The sequence below is a fragment of the Mesorhizobium sp. M2A.F.Ca.ET.046.03.2.1 genome, from assembly GCF_003952425.1.
In the GTDB taxonomy this organism is placed as follows: Bacteria; Pseudomonadota; Alphaproteobacteria; order Rhizobiales; family Rhizobiaceae; genus Mesorhizobium.
Genome location: NZ_CP034449.1, coordinates 5,947,047 through 5,967,372 on the forward strand (window position 1 = coordinate 5,947,047; position 20,326 = coordinate 5,967,372).

Here is a 20,326-nt window from a genome sequence, read left to right on the forward strand (position 1 = left end):
CCTGTCACCTTTTGCCCACATTGCGCTGGTAAGGGCCAACCCTGCGCGACGTCCATGGCGTCCGACTTTGTGCGAGTTCGGGAACAATAATGGCAGACAGAACCCCGCTGAAAGTAGCCGACCACAACGATATCGCCGACGACGATCCGTTCGCGGAACTGACCCGGATCATGGGTTTCGACCCGCGCCAGCCGGTGAGACAGCCGGCCCCCGCGGCCGAGAACGCCACGCCGGCTAATCACGCCGCGGAGGCTGACGATTTCGACATCGACCTCGAGAAGGAGTTGATGGGCGAGTTCGATTCCGTCGAGGAAAGCGCATCGGTCGCGCAGCAGGCTGCCATCCACCAGATCAGCCATGAGCCGGCCTTCGAGTCCGCCAGCGCCGCCGTGAATGACGACAAGCTGACGGCTTCCTTCGAGCAGGATTTCGTCTTTGATGACGCGGCCGATCACGCCGACTTTGCCGTGGTGCGCGCAGCGGAGCCGGAGTTCGCTCCAGAACCGCACTTCGCCGCGGAGCCGGAAGTCGCGCCAGAGGCGCATTTCGCATCTGAGCGTTTCGAGCCGGAGACGCAGGCAGCTCCCGAGCCAGAAGTCGCTTTCGACGATGATTTCGACAAGGCCGTCGCCAGTTCGCTCGATATCGCGCCGGTCGAAGATGACCTTTCGATCGATCATGAAATGGCGGCCTCGCTGGACCAGGATTTCCAGCTCGACCATCACGAGCCGGCGGACGCCCGTCAGGATGCCGTCGAAGCCATGCAGGCCGCGAGCGAAGAGGCGTTCGACGCCGATTTCGACAGCGCGGTCCACATGTCGCTTGAAGACGAGCTGTCGTTTGAAAGCCATGAGCCCGAGCAGCATGCGCGGGCCGTCGAGTCGGTCGAAGCTCATGCAGCCGCCCCGCTGATCTCCGAAGATGATTTCGCCGGCCATTTCGACCAGACGCCGGGCGATGACATCAATCTCGGCCAGGATCAGGATCTTCAGGAGCCGGAGCTGTCGCTCGCCGACGAGCCGGCGCCGATGGTCGAGGCGGAGGCCGCCCACTTTGCCGCTGAGCCGGGATCCGCCGCGCCTGAACCTTCCGCCGCGCTGACCCTCGATGACGATTTCGAGCTGAGCTTCCGCGACGCGCTGAATGAAGAGCCGCAAGCTCCGGCCGTCGAGCCCGCCGCCGTATTGCAGCCGGCAGAGCCGGCTCCGGTCGTGGCTGCTCCAGTCCCACCAGTTGCCGCTGCTCCGGTCCCTCCGGTCGCGGCAGTGGAACCGGCAAAGCCGGCCGCCAGCGAGCGCAGCCTGGAGGACGAGCTCAACGCGCTGCTCGGCGCCATGACCGCACGGCCTATGCCCACGGTCAAGGAGCCTGCTCCCGCGCCACGGCTGGTTGCGGAATCCGCGAGCCACGCCGGTGGGAACACGGCGGCCGACGATCTCGACTGGGATCTCGACGAGCGCCAGCCGGCGCAGGACCGGCAGGACGCGCAGCCGGCCGACAGCGACCTGGACGACCTGCTCGCCAACGAGCTCGACCGCCAGGATTTTGCAGCCTCGGCCAAGGCCGAGCCCTCCAGCGCCGGACCTTCGGCGGCCGAACAGGACATTGATTTCGACGACGACGCCTTTGGCGCCGCTTTCGCCCGGAGTATCGAGGCCGAGCAGGCGGCGGCCGCCAGCGCGAGGTCTCCGGCAAATTCGTCCGAATGGATGCATCCGACGCCGGTCGAGCAGACAAGGTCTTGGAGCCGTTCGACCCCGACCGCCGCTCCGCCGGTGCAAGCCTCATTTGCGGCACAGCCGGCCCAAGCGGCGCCGGTGCAGGTGGCAGCGCCTTCAGCGCCGCTGCAGATGACCGCGCCTGCTTACCGCAACGAGCCGGCCCCGGATTATTCCGCCCATGCCAAACCGGCGCAGGCCCCGATGGCTGCGCCGCAGCCCCGCCAGCATGACGAGGTGCCGGATGTCGAGACGGTCGATGTGCCGGAGCGCGTGGTCGCGCTCGCCGACGACCTCGACATTCCGGAGCTCAGCTTCGAGGAGGATCAGCCGGCCGCCGCTGCTTATGACGATCTGGACGCGGAATTCGCGAGCCTGCTCACCGACATGAACGCGACGGAGATCGCGTCGGCGCCCGTGCAGAACCGTGGCTATGACGACGAAACCTACAGCGCCGGCTTCAATGGCTATGACCGTCGCGACTTGCGGGCCGAGGCTCCGGCGGCTCCGCCCGCTCAGGCTTCCTTCGCTGCCGCGAACGACTACGACGCCGACGAATTGCCCGGCAGCCGGCCGGTCTCACAGGCGGACGAATTCGCTACCGACGATCTCGATTACGATCCTGAGCTTGAAGAGGCGATGGCGATCCCCGGGCTTGCCGAGCGTGAGGCGGCGCAGCCGCGCCGTCGCGGCATGATGATCGCGGGGCTGGTCGGCGCCGTGGTGGTTCTCGGCGGCCTTGGCGCGCTGGCCTTCTCCTTCGGAGGCAAGGGCGGCAGCGAGGCTCCGGTGATCGTCAAGGCCGACAATTCGCCGATCAAGGTGAAGCCCGAAAATCCGGGTGGCGCGGTGGTGCCGAACCAGGACAACAAGGTTTATGACGCGGTCGCCAAGGGCGGCGGCGCGGCAAAGCCTGCCGAGCCGGTGCAGCAGAAGCTGGTGAACACCACCGAACAGCCCGTCGACCTGGCCTCGAAGGAACCGCCGCCGAGCCGCGTGGTCGATCTTTCGCCCAACGACAACGACGCCGCGGCCGGCACTGATGCTGCCGGCAATACAAGCTCGGCGTTGCCCGGCGTCGAACAAGCCGCTGTGCCCGAAAGCGCCCAGCCTGCCGCACCGGCAAGCGCGCAGCCGGCCGCGCCGGCGCCGAAGTCGGAAGACCGCATCGCACAGGTGCTGCAGCAGGATGCCGCCAACACCGCCAACAAAAACGATGTCGTCGCCGTCGCGCCGCGCAAGGTGAAGACCATGATGGTCAAGCCTGACGGCTCGCTGGTGCCGCGCGAGGATCCGGCTCCGGCCGCGCCGAAGGTCGCGGCGGCCGAGCCGAGCGATCCGGCGCCACAGCATGTCGCGCCGGCCTCCGACGGCCAGCAGACGGGAACGGTGGCTTCAGATACGGGGCAGGCCGATACGGGTCAGGCCGATGCGGTGACCGTCAAGCCGGCGAAGCCCGCGAAGAAGGCTGAAGCCAAGTCGCAGTCGAGCAACACGCCCGCGGTGGTGCCGGTGGCGCCGGCGCGTCCGTCCGATCAGCCGGTCGATATCGTCGGCGAGGTCAAGCCGGACCAGGTCGCTTCCATCGATCCGGCGGCGGCAGCCGGCGGCGGCTCGTGGTCGATGCAGATCGCCTCGCAGCCGACGGTGCAAAGCGCGCAGTCGACCTATCAGGATCTGCAGCGCCGCTACGGAAGCGTGCTCTCCGGCCGCACCGCCAACATCGTCAAGGCCGAGGTCGCGGGCAAGGGCACCTTCTACCGCGTCCGCGTTCCGGCCCATTCGCGCAACGATGCGATCGAGCTCTGCACCAGCTACAAGGCGGCGGGCGGTAACTGCTTCGTATCGCGCTGATCCGTCCCAACACCGAACGCCGGCGCCGCCGCAAGGCCGCGCCGGCTTTTCGTTGTGGACGGTTGTGAGCTTTGGCCAGTCTCAGGGCAGGGGTGATTCCCTTTGCTCGCTCAAAGCCTTAAGCTTCGGTCTATGAGCGAATCAAAATCCATGATCCTGGGCTGCGCCGGGAAATCCCTCACCGAAGACGAAATCCGCTTCTATCGGGACGAACGTCCCTGGGGCTTCATCCTGTTTGCGCGCAACATCGGCGAGGCGGCACAGATCCGCGACCTGGTGGCCGCGATGCGCGACTGCGTCGGCCGCCCGGAAGCTCCCGTCTTCATCGACCAGGAAGGCGGCCGGGTGCAGCGCCTGCGTCCGCCGCTGGCGCCGAACTATCCCGCCGGCGGCGCGCTTGGCGCGCTGTGGCGCGAGGACAAGGAAGCCGGCCGCCGCGCCGCCTGGCTGATGGCGCGGCTGCACGCCTTCGATCTTTCCCGCCTGGGCATCACCGCCGACTGCCTGCCGGTGCTTGACGTTCCGGTCGAAGGCGCCAGCGACGTCATCGGCGCGCGCGCCTATGGCAAGGAGCCCAATGCCGTGATCGAGCTTGGCCGGGCCTCGGCCGAGGGCTTGATGTCGGGCGGCGTGCTGCCGGTGATGAAGCATATTCCCGGCCATGGCCGCGCCTTTGCCGACACGCATTTCGCGCTGCCGACCGTCGATACGCCGCTCGAGGAGCTCAGGCGGCATGATTTTGCCCCGTTCAAGGCGTTGAACGCGCTGCCGATGGCGATGACGGCGCATGTCGTCTACAGCGCCATCGACCCCGACAATCCTGCGACGACGTCCGCCAAGGTCGTCGATCAGGTGATCCGCGGCGAGATCGGCTTCGACGGGCTGCTGATGAGCGACGACACCTCGATGAAGGCACTTTCTGGGGATTTCCCGACAAAGGCGGCCTCGATCCTTGCGGCCGGCTGCGATCTCGTCCTTCACTGCAACGGCGTTTTCGAGGAGATGTCGGGGATCGCCTCGCGCACGACGGGGCTGTCGGGCAAGTCCTTGCAACGCGCGGAGCGGGCGCTGACCTATATAAAGGATCGCGACGTCGCCGACGAAACGGCGATACGCGCGGAATTTGCCACCTATTTCGAAGCGGTGGCCTGAACCGGAAGGGACGAAAGGCAAGTGGCGGAGACATTGGAAGGCAAGGCCGCGAAGGCCGCACCGATGGACCGTCTGTGGGCCGAGAACGACGATTCACGCCTGACCGGCGACCCATCCCTGGTCGTCGACGTGGCCGGTTTCGAAGGTCCGCTCGATCTTCTCCTGCACCTTGCCCGCAACCAGAAGGTCGATCTGGCACGCATTTCGATCCTGGCTTTGGCCGAGCAGTATCTGGCCTTCATCGAGAAGGTGCGGGCGCTGAGGTTGGAGCTTGCCGCCGACTATCTGGTGATGGCGGCGTGGCTCGCCTTCCTGAAATCGAAGCTCCTGATCCCGAAACAGCCGGGCGAGGAGGGCGAAAGCGGCGAGGAACTGGCGGCGGTGCTGCAATTCCGGCTGAAGCGGCTGGAAGCCATGCGCGACGCCTCGGCGCGGCTGGTCAACCGCAATCGCCTCGGCCGCGACGTCTTCGCGCGCGGCATGCCGGAAATGGTCATCATCGAGAAGCGCAACAGCTTTTCGGCCTCGCTTTACGATCTGCTCACCGCCTACGCGCAGCAGCGCCAGCGGCAGGCCATCAACAATGTGACGATCGCCCGGCGCGCCGTGTGGTCGCTGAAGGATGCGCGCGAGGTGCTGGCGCGGCTGATCGGCGCGGTCGGCGACTGGACGGTGCTCGACAGCTTCCTGATCGAGTATCTGGCGGCGCCGGAAGAGAAGCGCACGGCGATGGCCAGTTCGTTCGCGGCGACCCTCGAAATGGTGCGCGAGGGCAAACTGGAAGTGCGGCAGGACCAGGTGTTCGCGCCGATCTATCTGCGCAGCCGCGCGCAAGGTGCAAAGGCAGTCGAGGTGGTATCATGAGTGAACGCGCAAACGCCTCAGTCATCCCGTTCAGGGTTGAGGATGAGCCGGAAGACGAGATGGCCGAGCAGGGTTCACTCGAAAACCCCGCCGAGCGGCTGCAGCTGTCGGAAGCGGTGCGCATGGCCGAGGCGATCGTTTTCGCCAGCGCCGAGCCGGTCAGCGAAAAGCAGCTTGCCGCGCGCCTGCCTGAAGGCGTCAACATCGCCGCCGCGATGGCCGATCTTCAGCAGATCTATGCCAAGCGCGGCGTCAACCTGGTGCGGGTCGGCGATGCCTGGGCCTTCCGCACCGCAGGCGACCTCGCTTTCCTGATGAGCCGTGACTCTGTCCAGCAGAGAAAGCTGTCGCGCGCGGCGCTCGAAGTGCTGGCGATCATCGCCTATCACCAGCCCGTCACGCGCGCCGAAATCGAAGACATCCGGGGCGTGGAGACCTCCAAGGGCACGCTCGACACGCTGCTCGAAACGGAATGGGTCAGGATGCGCGGCCGCCGCCGCACGCCGGGACGGCCGGTGACCTATGGCACCACCGACGCCTTCCTCGATCATTTCGCGCTGGAGGAGATCCGCGATCTGCCCGGTATGGAAGAGCTGAAGGGCGCCGGCCTGCTCTCGACGCGCATGCCGGCCAATTTCTCGATGCCGGTGCCGCCAGCCGATCCCGACGCGCTCGCCGAGGACGAGGATGAGCTGACCGATATCGACCTCGAGGAGCTCGGGCTGCTGACGCCGCGCGTCACGGAAGAGTGACCTAAAGCGCGTCGCGATCTTTCAGGTTCTTTTCAGGTTCGCTCCACGCGCTTTAGGTTTTTGATTTTACGCATGTCTTTATCCCGAAACCGGTTCCCACTTTCGGGAGACATGCTTTTAGGGAACCGGCACAACTGGTCTAATAGCAAGGCCTGCGCGGATTCGTAGCAAGGCGCTCACGTCGAAAGTGCGTGACATCCGCTAGCCATTTTATCAACTTCATTGCAGTTGTGTTTGAATCCCCGAGCGAAAACGCATAGATCATCGCCGAGGGAAAACATTCGAGAGAGATCGTTATGGGTTCGTTTTCGATTTGGCACTGGATGATCGTGCTGGTCATCGTGCTTCTGGTGTTCGGCCGCGGCAAGATCCCCGAGTTGATGGGCGACATGGCCAAGGGCATCAAGAGCTTCAAGAAGGGCATGGCTGACGACGACGTTGACGACAAGCGTACCGTCGAGCACCGCGCCGACGAGACTGTTTCGCCGGGCAAGGAAAAGGTCAGCAAGAGCTGATCCGATTGTTGGTTTGAGCATGCCGTTGTACCAAAACCGCTTCGCATGTGCGGGCGGCGTGTTCTCGTCGGAATAGATTGTCATGTTCGAAGTCGGTTGGAGCGAACTGCTGGTGATCGCGGTCGTCATGATCGTGGTCGTCGGGCCAAAGGATTTGCCCAACATGCTGCGCACCTTCGGCCGCACCGCGGCGAAACTGCGCGCCATGGCCGGCGACTTCCAGAAGCAGTTCAACGAAGCGCTGAAGGAAGCCGAACTCGATGATGTGAAGAGTTCGATCGACAGTCTCCGCAGCCTCAATCCGATGAACGAGGTGCGTAAGCAGCTCAATCCGTTCGAGCAGGCCGCGGCCGATGTGCGGGCCGGCGTCGACACGATGATGAAGCCCAAACCGGCCGCCGATCCTGCGGCGCCGGCTGCAGACACGCCGCAACCCGCTGAGCCGCTCAAGAACGGCGCGACGGACATGCCCGGCGTCGGCGCAACCGAGCCCGCCCCGGCCGCTCCGACCTTCCCGGCCATGACGAACGCCTCGGTCACCGCCACGGTTTCGGATGCGCCTGTGGCGGCCAAACCGGCGAAAAAGACTGCGGTGATTAAGGCCAAGACGGCCGACGCTGTGGCGAAAACGGCAGCGGCATCGAAGGCATCGGCTGCAAAGGTGCCGGCCAAATCCTCGGCGCCGGCCAAAGCCGCAACGGCTGCCGCAAAGGCCGCGTCCAAGGCTGAGGCAAAGCCTGCCGCGGCCAGGAAGCCTGCCTCCAAGAAGACGGCTGACACCAAGAAGACGGCGGGAGCCGCCAAGTGAGCGTATCGGACAAGGAGCGGGAAGAAATCGAGAAATCGTCGGCGCCGCTGATCGAGCATCTCATCGAGTTGCGCCGCCGCCTGATCTGGTCGCTGGGCGGCTTCTTCGTCGCCTTCCTCGTCTGCTTCTTTTTCGCTAAGCGCCTGTTCAACCTGTTGGTCATCCCCTTCAAATGGGCAACGCAATGGGCAGGCCTCGACCCGCACAAGGTCGAGCTGATCTATACCGCGCCGCAGGAGTTCTTCTTCACCCAGGTGAAGCTTGCCATGTTCGGCGGCATGGTGATCGCCTTCCCGCTGATCGCCACGCAGATCTACAAGTTCATCGCGCCGGGCCTCTACAAGAATGAGCGCAGCGCTTTCCTGCCGTTCCTGATCGCGTCGCCCATCCTGTTCCTGATGGGCGCCTCGCTGGTCTATTTCTTCTTCACCCCGATGGTGATGTGGTTCTTCCTGGCCATGCAGCAGGTCGGCACCAACGACCAGGTGCAGATTTCGCTGCTGCCCAAGGTTTCGGAATATCTCAGCCTGATCATGACGCTGATCTTCTCCTTCGGCCTGGTGTTCCAGCTGCCGGTGGTGACCAGCCTTTTGACGCGCGTCGGGCTGTTGTCGTCGCAGGCGCTGGCCGAGAAGCGCAAATGGGCGATCGTGCTTTCCTTCGTGGTCGCCGCGGTGCTGACGCCGCCCGATCCGATGAGCCAGTGCGGCCTCGCCATCCCGACGATCATTCTCTACGAGGTCGCCATCTGGTCATCGCGCATGATCGAGCGCGCCCAGGCGCGCGACCGGCTGGCGCGCGAGCAGGCGAATGCGGACAGCTCTGTCGCCGGCGACAAGACGCCGGACGCGCCGTCCACCTGAGCGGCGGCAAGGCAGGGAAATCGAGGCGGCGCTTATCCGCCGTCTTGCATCGATAGCCGATGCGGTTTACCCCCTCGGTCCTTACTTTTGAGGATCGACCATGCTTGATATCAAATGGATTCGCGAAAACCCGAAGGCCCTTGTCGAGGCGCTGGTGAAGCGCTCGTGGTCGGCTGACGAGGCGCAGTCCACGGTCGACGATCTGATTGCCAAGGACGAGGCGCGGCGCTCGCATCTCAGCGAATTGCAGGTCAAGCAGGAGCGCCGCAACGCCGCCTCGAAGGAGATCGGCAACGCCATGCGCTCGGGCGATGCAGCGCTTGCCGAGAAGCTCAAGGGCGAAGTCAGCGATATCAAGGCGTTCATCCAGAACGGCGAGGCGCGCGAGCGCGAGCTCGACAAGGCGCTGAACGACGCGCTTGCGGTGCTGCCCAACGTGCCGCTGGAGGACGTGCCGGTCGGCAAGGACGAGCACGACAATGTCGTCAAGCGCATCGTCGGCGAGGTGCCGACGCGTCCGAACTGGGTGAAGGAGCATTTCGAGATCGGCGAAGCGCTCGGCATGATGGATTTCGAGCGGGCGGCGAAATTGTCCGGCACGCGCTTCACCGTGCTGAAAAGCCAGTTGGCCCGCATGGAGCGCGCGATCGGCCAGTTCATGCTCGACCTGCACACGATCGAGCATGGCTATGAAGAGGTCATCCCGCCACTGATGGTGCGGGATGAGGTGCTTTTCGGCACCAACCAGCTGCCGAAATTCGAGGAAGACCTGTTCTTCACGCCGCATGGCGACGGTCGGCTTGGCCTGATCCCCACGGCCGAGGTGCCGCTGACCAACCTCGTGCGCGAGGAGATCACCGCGCATGAAAAGCTGCCTCTGCGCTACACGGCGCTGACGCCGTGCTTCCGCTCGGAAGCGGGCTCGGCCGGCCGCGACACGCGCGGCATGCTGCGCCAGCATCAGTTCTACAAGGTCGAGCTGGTCTCGATCACCGATCAGGAAAGCTCGATCGCCGAGCATGAGCGCATGACGCGATGCGCCGAGGAGGTGCTGAAGCAGCTCGGCCTGCCGTTCCGCACCGTCACGCTCTGCACCGGCGACATGGGTTTTGGCGCGCGCAAGACCTACGACATCGAGGTCTGGCTGCCGGGGCAGAACGCCTATCGCGAAATCTCGTCCTGCTCGGTCTGCGGCGATTTCCAGGCCAGGCGCATGGATGCCCGCTACAAGGACAAGGACGGCAGGGGCAACCGCTTCGTTCACACGCTCAATGGTTCGGGTACCGCCGTCGGCCGCGCTCTCATAGCTGTCATCGAAAACTACCAGAATGAGGATGGCAGCGTAACCATTCCTGAAGTGCTGCGGCCTTACATGGGTGGTCTCGCCAAGATCGAAGCGAAGTGAACGCATGCGCATTCTTCTGACCAACGATGACGGCATCCACGCCGAAGGGCTGGCGTCGCTCGAACGCATCGCCCGCACGCTGTCGGACGACGTGTGGGTGGTGGCGCCCGAGCAGGACCAGTCCGGTTACGCGCATTCGCTGTCGATTTCGGAGCCGCTTCGGCTGCGCAAAATCGGCGAGAAACATTACGCGGTGCGCGGCACGCCGACCGACTGCGTCATCATGGGTACGAAGAAGATCCTGCCCGGACCGCCGGACCTGATCCTGTCCGGCGTCAATTCCGGCGCCAACATTGCTGATGATGTCACCTATTCCGGCACCGTTGCAGGCGCCATGGAAGGCGCGCTGCTCGGCGTGCGCTCGATCGCGGTCAGCCAGGCTTATTCCTATGTCGGCGAGGATCGCGTGGTTCCTTACGAGACGACCGAGTCGCTGGCGCCGGCGCTGTTGAAGCGACTGGTGGAAACGCCGCTGCCGGACGGCGTGCTGCTCAACGTCAATTTTCCGAACTGCGCTCCCGACGAAGTGGAGGGCACCGTCGTCACCTCGCAGGGCAAGCTGGTGCACAGCCTCTGGGTCGATGAGCGGCGCGACGGACGCGGCCTGCCTTACTACTGGCTGCGCTTCGGCCGCGAGCCGGTCGAAGGCAAGAAGGGCACGGACCTCTACGCGCTGCGCAACCGGCTGGTGTCGGTGACGCCGCTGCAGCTCGACCTCACCGCCCATGAGCTCCGCGACCAACTGACCAAGGCGCTGTCATGAACATGGCATCGGTATGAACACGGTTTTGGCATGAACGTGGTTTTGGCATGAACACAGGCCTCGACGACCGCGAGGATTTCGCCGCTTTCCTGCTCAGGCTGCGGGGCAGGGGCACGGCGCCCAAGGCGCTGGTCGCGGCCTTCGAGGCGACGCCTCGGCGCGGCTTCCTGTCGGCCCAGTTCCACGCGCTCGCCTGGTCGGACGGCATGCTGCCGATCGAATGCGGCGAGGCGATCGAGGGCGCCGATTTGCAGGCAGCCGTGATTGCCGCGCTGCACATCGAGCCGGGCAACCGCGTGCTCGAGATCGGCACCGGCTCGGGCTACACGGCAGCGGTCATGTCGCGGCTTGCCGCGCGCGTCATCACCATCGACCGCTATAAGACCCTCACCGAGCAGGCAAAGCAGCGCTTCGAGGCGCTTGCCATCAGCAACGTCATCGTCCGCCAGACCGACGGTTCCAACGGCCTGCCCAATGAAGGGCCGTTCGACCGCATCGTCGCTTGGGCGGCCTTCGACAGCCTGCCGCGCTTCCTGCTCGACCAATTGTCGAGCGGCGGCATCGTCATCGCGCCGATCGGCCCTGAAGAAGGCGAGCAGGTGCTGGCCAAGCTCACCAAGGTTGGCAGCCGCTTCGAGCGCGAGGACATCGGCATGGTCAGGCTGCAGCCGATCCTGCGTAGCGTCGCGGCGGTGATCTAGGGGCGGGGCCGATATTCAGGTGAGCCCGGTCTGCGAACGGTGGTCTCCTGCGCTTCCGGTGCTCACGTACTGCTAGTACGCTCCGCTCCGGTTCTCGGACACCACCATTCTCGACTCGGGCTGACCTGAATCTCTGCCCCGGCCCGCGGCCCGAAATGTTTTAAGAAAATTTTCGTCGGATTCTAAGGGGTTAACCCGGCAGTAACATTAACGCGCTTTAATCAGGGCCAGTTTGTACCGGGTCTGTGCGGGTTAGTGCGATGCAATTCAATCACTTGAAAGCAAACAGACGCAATCTGGCGCGCGGTTGCGCCGTGCTGATGATTGCCGGCGCGGCGGCCGGGTGCAGTTCCCAGTCGATGCGCTTCAACGGTGTCGATGATGTCTTCACGTCATCCACCAACAATCAGCGCGCCATCATCAACAAGCAGAATGTCGACCAGCCCTATCCGGGCGACACGGTCGCGCCTGCGCCGGTCGATGGCACGCACACCCAGTCGGTTAGCCGCTCCAGCCTCGAGCCGGTCACGACCCAGCAATTGCCGCCGCCCTCGGCGCCGGCTACGGCAAAGCCGATGCGTACCGCTACGGCTCCCGCCCTCGCGCCGGCTCCGGCGCTTGCGCCGGCACCGCATCTCGACAGGACGGCCACCGGCACGGTCACGCCGGCAAAACCGTTCAAGACCGCCGAGCCTGACGCGGTCCGCAACGCAAGTGCTGCGCCACATGCGACCGAAATCGTTGTCCGGGACGGCGAGACGCTTTCAGGCCTGGCCGCGCACTACCACGTGCCGGCCGATGCTATAGCCAAGGTCAACGGGATCGATCCGAAGAAGGGCATCCGGTCCGGCCAGAAGATCGTCATCCCCGCTTATGCCTATTCGAGCAAGGCGGAGCCGAAGGTTGCGGACGGCAAGCCGGCGAACACGCCGAAGCAGCCCGCGCCAGAAAAGGTCGCGGTGCTGCCGCAGCAGCCGAAGGTCAAGGACGGCAAGGCGGCCGCTCAGATCGATGCGTCTGCTGCGGCCACGGGCTCCAAGAACCCCAAGCCCGCGCCGCAGGTTGCCGAGGCAAAGCCTGCCGGCGCCGGAGGCACCTATACTGTCCAGCAGGGCGACTCGCTGTCGTCGATCGCCAGGAAGACCGGCATCAGCGTCATGACGCTGAAGCAGGCCAACGGCATGCAGGACGGTTTGCTCAAGATCGGACAGACGCTCAAGGTTCCGGCCGGCGGCACGGTCGTGGCGGCTGCCAAGCCGGCGGCCACCACCGCCAAGCCCGCGGTCGATCCGGTGACGACGGCGACGACGCCGCCGCCGGCGAAGACCACCGAGACGCTCGCCTCCTACACGCCGCCTAAGAAGGATGCCAAGGTCATCCAGCAGGCCGAGGACGACAACGCCGAGGCGCCCGATGCGACCGGCATCGGCAAGATGCGCTGGCCGGTGCGCGGCCGCGTGATCTCCAGCTTCGGCTCCGGCAAGGACGGCGTCGACATCGCGGTGCCGGAAGGAACGCCGATCAAGGCAGCCGAGAACGGCGTCGTCATCTATGCCGGCGACGGTCTCAAGGAGTTCGGCAACACCGTGCTGGTGCGGCATGAGAACGGCCTGGTCACCGTCTACGGCCATGCAAGCTCGATCGAGGTGCAGCGCGGCCAGAAGGTCAAGCGCGGCCAGGAGATCGCGCTGTCCGGTATGAGCGGCACCACCGACTCGCCCAAGCTGCACTTCGAAGTGCGCAAGAACTCGGCGCCGGTCGATCCGTCCGGCTATCTCGAATAGAACAAGAACAATTGCGGGCCGCCTGACCTCCAGTCCGGCCCGCCGTCTTCAGCCCGTTCCGCAAGGAGCGGGCTTTTTCAGTTGCGCGGGATGCAGGGCTCAAAGGTGATCACGTAGCGTGTCGGCGATCATCTCCTCGAGGCTGCTGGCCTTAACGCCCAGAAGCGTCTCCGCGTCGGAGGAATCGACCAGCAGGGGGCTCTCGAAGAGATACGTCATCTCGATCAGCTCATGCATGCCCAGCGCTTCCATCTCGGGGATGGAGTAGGAGTGCGTCTCGGCAATATCCCGGCCGAGCATCGCCGCGGTTTTGCGGATGAGTTCGTTGGGGGAGGCGTGTTGGGAGGGGACATGAAACGCCCGTCCCCATTCGCCGGTGTAGCGGGAGGCCGCGACGAGCGTCCTGGCGACGTCCTTGGTGAAGGTCCAGGCATGGGTGGCGTCGAGGTCGCCAATGAAGGCGACGGGCTGGTCCTCGATGATGGAGGGCAGGGCGATCAGCGAGAAGTAGCTGATCGCGCCGTGCCCGAGATAGTCGCTGGAGCGTATCTCGATCGCCGGCACGCTGGCACGGGCCGCCCGCTGCCACATGATCGTCCTGGCGGTTCCCTTCTTCGAATTCGGATCCAGCGGCATGTCGGAGCGCAGCGGGCTCTCGCCATTCTTGCCGTAACCGTAGAGGTTTCCGAGCACGATGAGCCTGGCGCCGACTGCTTCGGCCGCGCGCACGGTGCCGTCGAGTATGGGGAAAAAGTCGGTTGGCCAGCGATGATAAGTGGCCATGGCGCACATGAACACTGCGTCGGCGCCTCGGCAGACACGCGACAGCGCCGAGGCGTCGGTGGCGTCGGCTTGTATCGACCGCACATTGCGCAACGGGTTCGAACCGACGCTTCGGCTGGTCAGGATGACATCATGGCCTTCCTCGCCAAGAAGGCGAGCCGTCTCGCGTCCGACCGGGCCCGCGCCGACAACAACATATGAACTCATGGCAACCTCTCTTCCATGTTTTGAAGGAGAGGCGGGAGTACAGGGTTGCGGCGTTGAAAATCGCGCCGGAATTGCCAAATCTTGAACAGGTTTTGCCATGAATCGAGAGAGCATGCTTCCGCAATTCGCTCCGGCCCCATCCGACGTCACGATGCTTTCCCGGCACGTCGAGGCAGGCGTCCATCGGCTGCCTCGGGCAACGCATCATCGCGTCATGGTGCATGCGAGTGCTGCGACGCGCTCCTACTGCCATCAGGCCAGGCGATATTTCGTCAGGCGCGCCGGCGACATCGACCTTGTGCCGGCCGGCGAGGAGGGCGGCTTCGAGGCCGAAACGCCGTTCGACACGATGGAGATCGTCCTGCCGCCGGCCTTGATGGAAAGAGTTGCCGCGGAGCTTGGCGGAAAAGCGCTGATATCACGGCTTGACACCCGCCATCTGCTTCGTGACCAACGGATCGAGCATCTCGCTCGAGCGCTGCAGAGCGATCTCGCCGGCGGCGCACCAAGCGGCTCTTTGTTTGCCGACAGCATCGGCGCGGCGCTTGCGGTGAGGCTGCTTGGCCTCGATGGCCCGGACGTGGGTCGAGTGAACCGGTTGTCGGACGCCCAGCTCAAGCGTGTCCTCGACCACATCGAGACCGCTCTTCACGAGCCGCTTTCGATCGATCGCCTGAGCCGGGTGGCCGGCGCGAGCAGCTCGCATCTGCGCACATGGTTCAAGGCCGCGATGGGTGTCACCTTGCATCGCTACGTGTTGCGGCGCCGAGTGGAAAGGGCGTGCGTCCTGCTGCGGCGCGGCGATCTCGGCACGAGCGAGGTCGCGGCGTTGACCGGCTTTGCGCACCAGTCGCATCTGGCGCATTGGATGCGCCGGGAGATCGGCCAGACGCCGCGCGACTTGCGACGGGCGCAGAAGTGACTTCCGCTCGTCAGTCTTTCAGCGATTTGCCGAGCCGTCCGGCGAGGTCCTGCGTGAACTGCCAGGCGACACGGCCGGAACGGCTGCCACGCGTCGTTGCCCATTCCAGCGCTTCGGCGCGCAATTGCTCGGGATCGATGGCCAGGTCGTGATAGCGGACATAGCCGTCGATCATGTCGAGATATTCGTCCTGCGAGCATTTGTGGAAGCCGAGCCACAGGCCAAAACGATCTGAAAGCGAGACTTTTTCCTCGACCGCTTCGGAAGGATTGATGGCGGTCGAGCGCTCATTGTCGATCATGTCGCGCGGCAACAGATGCCGGCGGTTGGACGTGGCGTAGAAAATGACATTGCCCGGCCGGCCTTCGACGCCGCCTTCCAGCGCCGCCTTCAGCGACTTGTAGGAGGTGTCGTCATGGTCGAAGGAGAGGTCGTCGCAAAACAGGATGAAGCGATAGGGAGCCGCCTTCAGGAGACCCATCAGCTTGGGCAGCGTGTCGATATCCTCGCGATGGATCTCGATCAGCTTCAGCGGCCGGTCGAGCTTGTCAGAGGCGTTGACGGTGGCATGCACGGCCTTCACCAGAGACGACTTGCCCATGCCGCGCGCGCCCCACAACAGCACGTTGTTGGCCGCATAGCCGGACGCGAAGCGCTCGGTGTTGTCGAGCAGGATGTCGCGCACGCGGTCGACGCCGCGGATCAGGCCGATATCGACGCGGTTCACCTTGCGCACCGGCTCCAGGAAACCGGGATCAGCCTGCCAGACGAAGCAGTCCGCCACGCCGAGATCGGTCTGTGGCACCGGCGGCGGGGCGAGACGGGAAACCGCCTCGATCAGGCGATCCAGTTTCTTGTTCAAGGCGTCCAGGCTGTCGGTCATTTTGGGTCTTTTTTGTTGAGGTCCTTCAGCGTGTGGGAGCAGCTTCCATGACATCGCTGCAAGAACCAGGTCCAAGCTTTTGTTGGAGCATGATCTTTCGGGGGCCTCGAAGCCGCTTCCGCTGCGACGCTCTAGCACGCCGCAAACGGCTGGAAAAGCAACGGATTGGGCCCGCAGCGCAGTTGCATTGGCAAGTTTACCGACTATATTCCGGCCAAATTTTCGCGGGGCGGCCGCGGCGGAATTTCACCATCCAGGAGTTTCTTGATGTTCGTTACACCGGCATACGCCCAGGGCGTCGGCGCTTCGCCAGACATGTTCATCTCGATTTTGCCGTTTGTCCTGATTTTCGTGATCATGTATTTTCTGATCATCCGGCCGCAGCGCGCGCAGCTGAAGAAGCGCCAGGAAATGCTTTCGGCGGTGCGCCGCGGCGATACGGTGGTGACCGGCGGCGGCTTCGTCGGCAAGGTGACGAAGGTGATCGACGACAATGAGCTGGAGATCGACCTTGGCGGCGGAACCAAGGTGACGGCGCTGCGTTCGACGATCTCGGACGTGCGCGTCAAGGGCGAGCCGGTGGCGAACCAGAACGCCAAGAAGTAAGCGCAATCCCGGCGGCGATGGCCGCGGGCAGGGCTCCGACGAACGGCAACATATGGTCTATTTTTCGCGCCTGAAGATCGTTTTGATCGGGCTTGCCCTGGTCTCGATGGTCTTTGGCGCGTCGGCTGTTTTTGCATCGGTGCCGGGCGCACATGTTCTGCTTCACCTGGATAGGGAGCAGGTAAGAAGCCGCCGGCTGGAAGCAACGCGGGATCAGATCAGGACGCTGCTTCGCGACGCCGAGCCGAAGATCAACTATAACGGTCTTGTCGTATCGGGCCTGACCGTTCAGCTGCGCATTAGCGATGCCTCGCAGGTCGAGGCCGCCAAGGCGGCGCTCAAGGCGGTGGTCGATCCCATTGCCGGCAAAGAAGGTCCGGTCCAGGAGTTTGCGCTCGACGATAGCGAGCCCGGCCTGTTGAAGTTCACCATGACGGATGCCGGAGCGAAGTATCGGACCTCTGCCGCGCTCACACAGTCGATCGAAGTCATCAAAAACCGGCTGAACGAACTTGGCGTGGCCGATGCCACGGTTCAGTTGACGGATGACGGCATACTGGTTCAGGCGCCGAGCGTCGCGGATTTGCACGGTCTGGCGCAAACCCTTGCGCGGCAGGGTCGACTGCGCTTCCGGTTGGTCGATACTTCGATGCCGGTGGACGACGCGGTCAATGGCCAGCCGCCTGCCGGTTCAACCGTGCTTTACACGCCGGACGATCCGCCAGTTCCCTATCTGATCGAAGACCGGGTGCTTGTCTCGGGCGACAGCGTGCTGGACGCGAAAGCGACCCACGACAGTTCGACAGAAGAGTTTGTCGTCGCATTCCGGCTCGATTCCAAGGGTACGCAACGTTTCAAGTGGGCGACCACGCGCAATATCGGCAAGCCGTTTGCGGTGATTCTGGACGATCAGGTGATTTCAGCGCCCATCATCCGGGAACCCATTGAGAATGGCACCGCACAGATATCGGGGAATTTCAGGGCCGAGAGCGCCAAGGAGTTCGCCGTGTTATTGCGCACCGGCGCGCTGCCGGCGAGATTGACAATCGTCGAGGAAGCGCGATAGGGCCGGCCGTGGTCGGAACGATAACCATAGCTGACACCCTCGCCGATGGCGGAACGCTGCCGCTTGTACGCCTGAACGGATAAGAACGAATGCTTTATTTCTCGCGCCTGAAGATGATCCTGATCTGGCTCGCCGTGGCCATCACAGTGATCCTCGCCGTGCCCAATCTCTTCCCGGCAAGCACGCTGGCGCAATTGCCGAGTTGGGTGCCGAAGCGGCAGATGACGCTCGGCCTCGATCTTCAGGGCGGTTCGCACATCCTGCTCCAGATGGATCAGAACGACCTGATCAAGGATCAACTGGAGACCACGCGCGACGAGATCAGGACGCTGCTGCGCGACGCCAAGATCCAATACACCGGCCTTGGCGGAACCGGCCGGACCGTTCAGGTGCGCATCAACGATCCAAGCCAGGTCGAAGCCGCCAAGACGGCGCTGAAGCCGATAACCAATCCGGTCGCGGCCGGGCTCTTTAGCGGTGGTTCCGTTCAGTCGATGACCCTGGATGATTCCGAGCCTGGGTTGCTGAAGTTCACCGTCACGGATGCTGGCATCAAGTATCGCACATCAACGGCATTGTCGCAGGCGATCGAAGTGGTGGAGCGGCGTGTCAACGCGCTCGGCACCACGGAACCGATCGTGCAGCGGCAGGGTGACGATCGCATTCTGGTTCAGGTGCCCGGACTGCAAAATCCGCAAAGGCTCAAGGACATCATCGGCCAGACCGCCAAGCTGACCTTCCAGATGGTCGATACGTCGGTGCCGGTCCAGGACGCGATGAAAAATCGACCGCCGCCCGGCGACTCCGTCCTTTACTCGCAGGACGATCCTCCCGTTCCTTATCTGGTTGAAAACCGCGTCATCGTGTCGGGCGAAGACCTGTCGAACGCGACGCCGACCTATAACTCGCAGACCAACGAGCCGGTCGTTTCGTTCACCTTCAATTCCCGCGGGGCGACGCGGTTCGGCCAGGCGACCCAGCAGAATGTCGGCAAACCTTTTGCGATCGTGCTAGACAATCAAGTCATCTCGGCGCCGGTCATCCGTGAACCTATCCTTGGCGGCACGGGGCAGATTTCGGGGAACTTTACGGCCGAGAGCGCCAACGACCTCGCCGTCCTGCTGCGCGCCGGCGCCTTGCCGGCGAAATTGACCATCATCGAAGAGCGCACAGTCGGCCCGGGCCTCGGCCAGGACTCGATCCACGCCGGCAAGGTGGCGGGCGTGATCGGCTCGATCCTCGTCGTTGCCTTCATGTTCGTCGCCTATGGCTTCCTCGGCTTTATCGCCAACGTCGCGCTCGCGGTCCACGTGGCGATGATCGTGGGCGCGCTATCGCTGCTCGGCGCTACGCTGACCTTGCCGGGTATCGCCGGTATCGTGCTCACCATCGGCATGGCGGTGGACTCCAACGTCCTGATCTATGAGCGCATCCGCGAGGAGCGACGAAACGGCCGCTCAGTCATTCAGGCGATCGACACCGGCTTCTCCAAGGCCCTGGCGACCATCGTCGATTCCAACGTCACTTCGCTGATCGCGACCGTCGTGCTGTTTTTCCTCGGCACCGGTCCGGTCAAAGGCTTTGCCGTCACCTATGCGATCGGCATCCTGACCACGGTCTTCACCGCCTTCACCTTCACCCGCATGCTGGTGGCGATCTGGCTGCGCCGCGCTCGTCCGAAGGAATTGCCGCGCGCGCCGGTCACCTTCATTCCGCCGGGCACGAAGATCCCGTTCATGGGCATCCGCCGCTGGACCTTTGCGCTTTCAAGCACGTTGTCCATCCTCTCGGTTGTCGGATTCCTGACCCTCGGCATCAACTACGGCATCGACTTCAGGGGCGGTTCGCTGATCGAGGTGCAATCCAAGCAGGGCGACGCGAATCTTGGCGACATCCGCTCGCGATTGTCGGACCTCAACATCGGTGAAATCCAGGTGCAGCAATTCGGCGCGCCAAACGATGTGCTGATCCGCGTCGGAACGCAGGACGCCGGCGAAAATGCCGAACAAACCGTCATCGACAAGGTGCGGGGTGAGCTGCAGGACCAGTATGATTTCCGTCGCGTCGAGGTCGTGGGACCGACGGTTTCCGGCGAGCTCGCCAAGCAAGGCACGATCGCCATGCTGATCGCGCTGGTCGGCATCCTGCTCTATGTCTGGTTCCGGTTCGAATGGCAGTTCGCGGTCGGAGCCATCGTCGCCACGGTGCACGATGTGGTGATGACGATCGGCTTCTTCGTCCTGACTGGGCTGGAGTTCAACCAATCGTCGCTGGCGGCGATCCTGACCATCATAGGCTACTCGCTGAACGACACCATCGTCGTCTATGACCGCGTCCGCGAGGATCTCAGAAAATACAAGAAGATGCCGCTGCCGCAGCTCCTGAACAACGCCATTAACGAGACGCTGTCGAGAACCACGCTCACCTCGGTGACGACGTCGCTGGCGCTGCTGGCGCTGGTGCTGTTCGGCGGCGAAGTCATCCGCTCCTTCACGCTGGCCATGCTGTTCGGCGTGGTGTTCGGCACCTACTCGTCGATCTTCATCGCCGCGCCGCTGCTGATCCTGTTCCGGTTGCGGCCGCAAGCCGCGACCGAAGAGGAGAAGAAGCCGGTGAACGGCAAGGCCCTGACGACCTGACGCCATCAGCGTCGGTATGATTTCAGGTCGGGTCGACCTGA

General features: G+C 64.0%; 17 protein-coding genes. 15 read left to right on the plus strand and 2 right to left on the minus strand.

The genetic code is table 11. The annotated features are described in order from the left end of the window. The first annotated feature begins 89 nt into the window (after window positions 1-89). The 11 genes from EJ072_RS28290 (at window position 90) to EJ072_RS28340 (ending at window position 13,179) form a co-directional block, all read left to right on the plus strand. Window positions 90-3,572, plus strand: coding sequence for an SPOR domain-containing protein (locus EJ072_RS28290; protein ID WP_126082285.1), 3,483 nt, complete (start codon window positions 90-92; stop codon window positions 3,570-3,572). Window positions 3,573-3,704: 132 nt separating this feature from the next. Continuing rightward, the gene (gene nagZ / locus EJ072_RS28295; RefSeq protein WP_126082286.1) at window positions 3,705-4,724 is read left to right on the plus strand and encodes a beta-N-acetylhexosaminidase; all 1,020 of its coding nucleotides are present in this window, start codon (window positions 3,705-3,707) and stop codon (window positions 4,722-4,724) included. A 63-nt stretch (window positions 4,725-4,787) separates the two neighbouring features. Then, window positions 4,788-5,588, plus strand: a complete 801-nt coding sequence (locus tag EJ072_RS28300) for a ScpA family protein (protein ID WP_126083777.1) — start codon at window positions 4,788-4,790, stop codon at window positions 5,586-5,588. Beyond that, window positions 5,585-6,340, plus strand: a complete 756-nt coding sequence (gene scpB / locus EJ072_RS28305) for an SMC-Scp complex subunit ScpB (protein ID WP_126082287.1) — start codon at window positions 5,585-5,587, stop codon at window positions 6,338-6,340. The genes EJ072_RS28300 and scpB overlap by 4 nt, the downstream gene beginning before the upstream one ends. Window positions 6,341-6,636: 296 nt before the next feature. Then, on the plus strand, window positions 6,637-6,855 hold the full coding sequence (locus EJ072_RS28310) for a twin-arginine translocase TatA/TatE family subunit (protein ID WP_095815328.1): 219 nt from the start codon (window positions 6,637-6,639) through the stop codon (window positions 6,853-6,855). 82 nt (window positions 6,856-6,937) lie between these two features. Continuing rightward, the gene (gene tatB / locus EJ072_RS28315) at window positions 6,938-7,663 is read left to right on the plus strand and encodes a Sec-independent protein translocase protein TatB (RefSeq protein WP_126082288.1); all 726 of its coding nucleotides are present in this window, start codon (window positions 6,938-6,940) and stop codon (window positions 7,661-7,663) included. Next, window positions 7,660-8,526 (plus strand): twin-arginine translocase subunit TatC, encoded by an 867-nt coding sequence (gene tatC / locus EJ072_RS28320; protein ID WP_126082289.1) that lies wholly within the window; start codon window positions 7,660-7,662, stop codon window positions 8,524-8,526. Before tatB ends, tatC begins: the two co-directional genes overlap by 4 nt. A 100-nt stretch (window positions 8,527-8,626) precedes the next feature. Next, window positions 8,627-9,931, plus strand: a complete 1,305-nt coding sequence (gene serS / locus EJ072_RS28325; RefSeq protein ID WP_126082290.1) for a serine--tRNA ligase — start codon at window positions 8,627-8,629, stop codon at window positions 9,929-9,931. Between the two features lie 4 nt (window positions 9,932-9,935). After that, window positions 9,936-10,694 carry a 5'/3'-nucleotidase SurE gene (surE, locus tag EJ072_RS28330; protein WP_126082291.1) on the plus strand — a complete coding sequence of 253 codons (759 nt, stop codon included), beginning with the start codon at window positions 9,936-9,938 and terminating at the stop codon, window positions 10,692-10,694. 47 nt (window positions 10,695-10,741) lie between these two features. Then, window positions 10,742-11,395 (plus strand): protein-L-isoaspartate(D-aspartate) O-methyltransferase, encoded by a 654-nt coding sequence (locus tag EJ072_RS28335; RefSeq protein WP_126082292.1) that lies wholly within the window; start codon window positions 10,742-10,744, stop codon window positions 11,393-11,395. A gap of 260 nt (window positions 11,396-11,655) precedes the next feature. Further along, window positions 11,656-13,179, plus strand: a complete 1,524-nt coding sequence (locus EJ072_RS28340) for a LysM peptidoglycan-binding domain-containing M23 family metallopeptidase (protein ID WP_126082293.1) — start codon at window positions 11,656-11,658, stop codon at window positions 13,177-13,179. Between the two features lie 99 nt (window positions 13,180-13,278). Here the strand turns inward: EJ072_RS28340 and EJ072_RS28345 are convergent, their stop codons facing one another. Beyond that, window positions 13,279-14,169 (minus strand): NAD-dependent epimerase/dehydratase family protein, encoded by an 891-nt coding sequence (locus EJ072_RS28345; protein WP_126082294.1) that lies wholly within the window; start codon window positions 14,167-14,169, stop codon window positions 13,279-13,281. A gap of 112 nt (window positions 14,170-14,281) precedes the next feature. Between EJ072_RS28345 and EJ072_RS28350 the strand changes: the two genes are divergently transcribed. Further along, on the plus strand, window positions 14,282-15,091 hold the full coding sequence (locus EJ072_RS28350) for an AraC family transcriptional regulator (protein WP_126082295.1): 810 nt from the start codon (window positions 14,282-14,284) through the stop codon (window positions 15,089-15,091). 10 nt (window positions 15,092-15,101) lie between these two features. Here the strand turns inward: EJ072_RS28350 and EJ072_RS28355 are convergent, their stop codons facing one another. Continuing rightward, window positions 15,102-15,974 carry an ATP-binding protein gene (locus tag EJ072_RS28355; RefSeq protein WP_126082296.1) on the minus strand — a complete coding sequence of 291 codons (873 nt, stop codon included), beginning with the start codon at window positions 15,972-15,974 and terminating at the stop codon, window positions 15,102-15,104. 267 nt (window positions 15,975-16,241) lie between these two features. Here EJ072_RS28355 and yajC point away from each other — a divergent pair, with 267 nt between their 5' ends. The 3 genes from yajC (at window position 16,242) to secDF (ending at window position 20,285) form a co-directional block, all read left to right on the plus strand. After that, complete coding sequence (gene yajC, locus EJ072_RS28360; RefSeq protein ID WP_041004168.1) at window positions 16,242-16,580, plus strand: preprotein translocase subunit YajC; 339 nt, start codon at window positions 16,242-16,244, stop codon at window positions 16,578-16,580. 52 nt (window positions 16,581-16,632) lie between these two features. Further along, complete coding sequence (locus tag EJ072_RS28365) at window positions 16,633-17,646, plus strand: hypothetical protein (RefSeq protein ID WP_126082297.1); 1,014 nt, start codon at window positions 16,633-16,635, stop codon at window positions 17,644-17,646. An 89-nt stretch (window positions 17,647-17,735) separates the two neighbouring features. After that, window positions 17,736-20,285, plus strand: coding sequence for a protein translocase subunit SecDF (gene secDF / locus EJ072_RS28370; protein ID WP_126082298.1), 2,550 nt, complete (start codon window positions 17,736-17,738; stop codon window positions 20,283-20,285). Window positions 20,286-20,326: the final 41 nt, after the last annotated feature.

Coding starts and splice junctions, on each gene's coding strand:
- serS (WP_126082290.1), top strand. CDS start 8,627: ATGCTTGATATCAAATGGATTCGCGAAAACCCGAAGGCCCTTGTCGAG.
- secDF (WP_126082298.1), top strand. CDS start 17,736: ATGCTTTATTTCTCGCGCCTGAAGATGATCCTGATCTGGCTCGCCGTG.
- nagZ (WP_126082286.1), top strand. CDS start 3,705: ATGAGCGAATCAAAATCCATGATCCTGGGCTGCGCCGGGAAATCCCTC.
- EJ072_RS28340 (WP_126082293.1), top strand. CDS start 11,656: ATGCAATTCAATCACTTGAAAGCAAACAGACGCAATCTGGCGCGCGGT.
- scpB (WP_126082287.1), top strand. CDS start 5,585: ATGAGTGAACGCGCAAACGCCTCAGTCATCCCGTTCAGGGTTGAGGAT.
- surE (WP_126082291.1), top strand. CDS start 9,936: ATGCGCATTCTTCTGACCAACGATGACGGCATCCACGCCGAAGGGCTG.
- EJ072_RS28310 (WP_095815328.1), top strand. CDS start 6,637: ATGGGTTCGTTTTCGATTTGGCACTGGATGATCGTGCTGGTCATCGTG.
- EJ072_RS28345 (WP_126082294.1), bottom strand. CDS start 14,169: ATGAGTTCATATGTTGTTGTCGGCGCGGGCCCGGTCGGACGCGAGACG.
- EJ072_RS28300 (WP_126083777.1), top strand. CDS start 4,788: ATGGACCGTCTGTGGGCCGAGAACGACGATTCACGCCTGACCGGCGAC.
- EJ072_RS28355 (WP_126082296.1), bottom strand. CDS start 15,974: ATGACCGACAGCCTGGACGCCTTGAACAAGAAACTGGATCGCCTGATC.
- EJ072_RS28350 (WP_126082295.1), top strand. CDS start 14,282: ATGCTTCCGCAATTCGCTCCGGCCCCATCCGACGTCACGATGCTTTCC.
- EJ072_RS28335 (WP_126082292.1), top strand. CDS start 10,742: ATGAACACAGGCCTCGACGACCGCGAGGATTTCGCCGCTTTCCTGCTC.
- EJ072_RS28290 (WP_126082285.1), top strand. CDS start 90: ATGGCAGACAGAACCCCGCTGAAAGTAGCCGACCACAACGATATCGCC.
- tatB (WP_126082288.1), top strand. CDS start 6,938: ATGTTCGAAGTCGGTTGGAGCGAACTGCTGGTGATCGCGGTCGTCATG.
- yajC (WP_041004168.1), top strand. CDS start 16,242: ATGTTCGTTACACCGGCATACGCCCAGGGCGTCGGCGCTTCGCCAGAC.
- EJ072_RS28365 (WP_126082297.1), top strand. CDS start 16,633: ATGGTCTATTTTTCGCGCCTGAAGATCGTTTTGATCGGGCTTGCCCTG.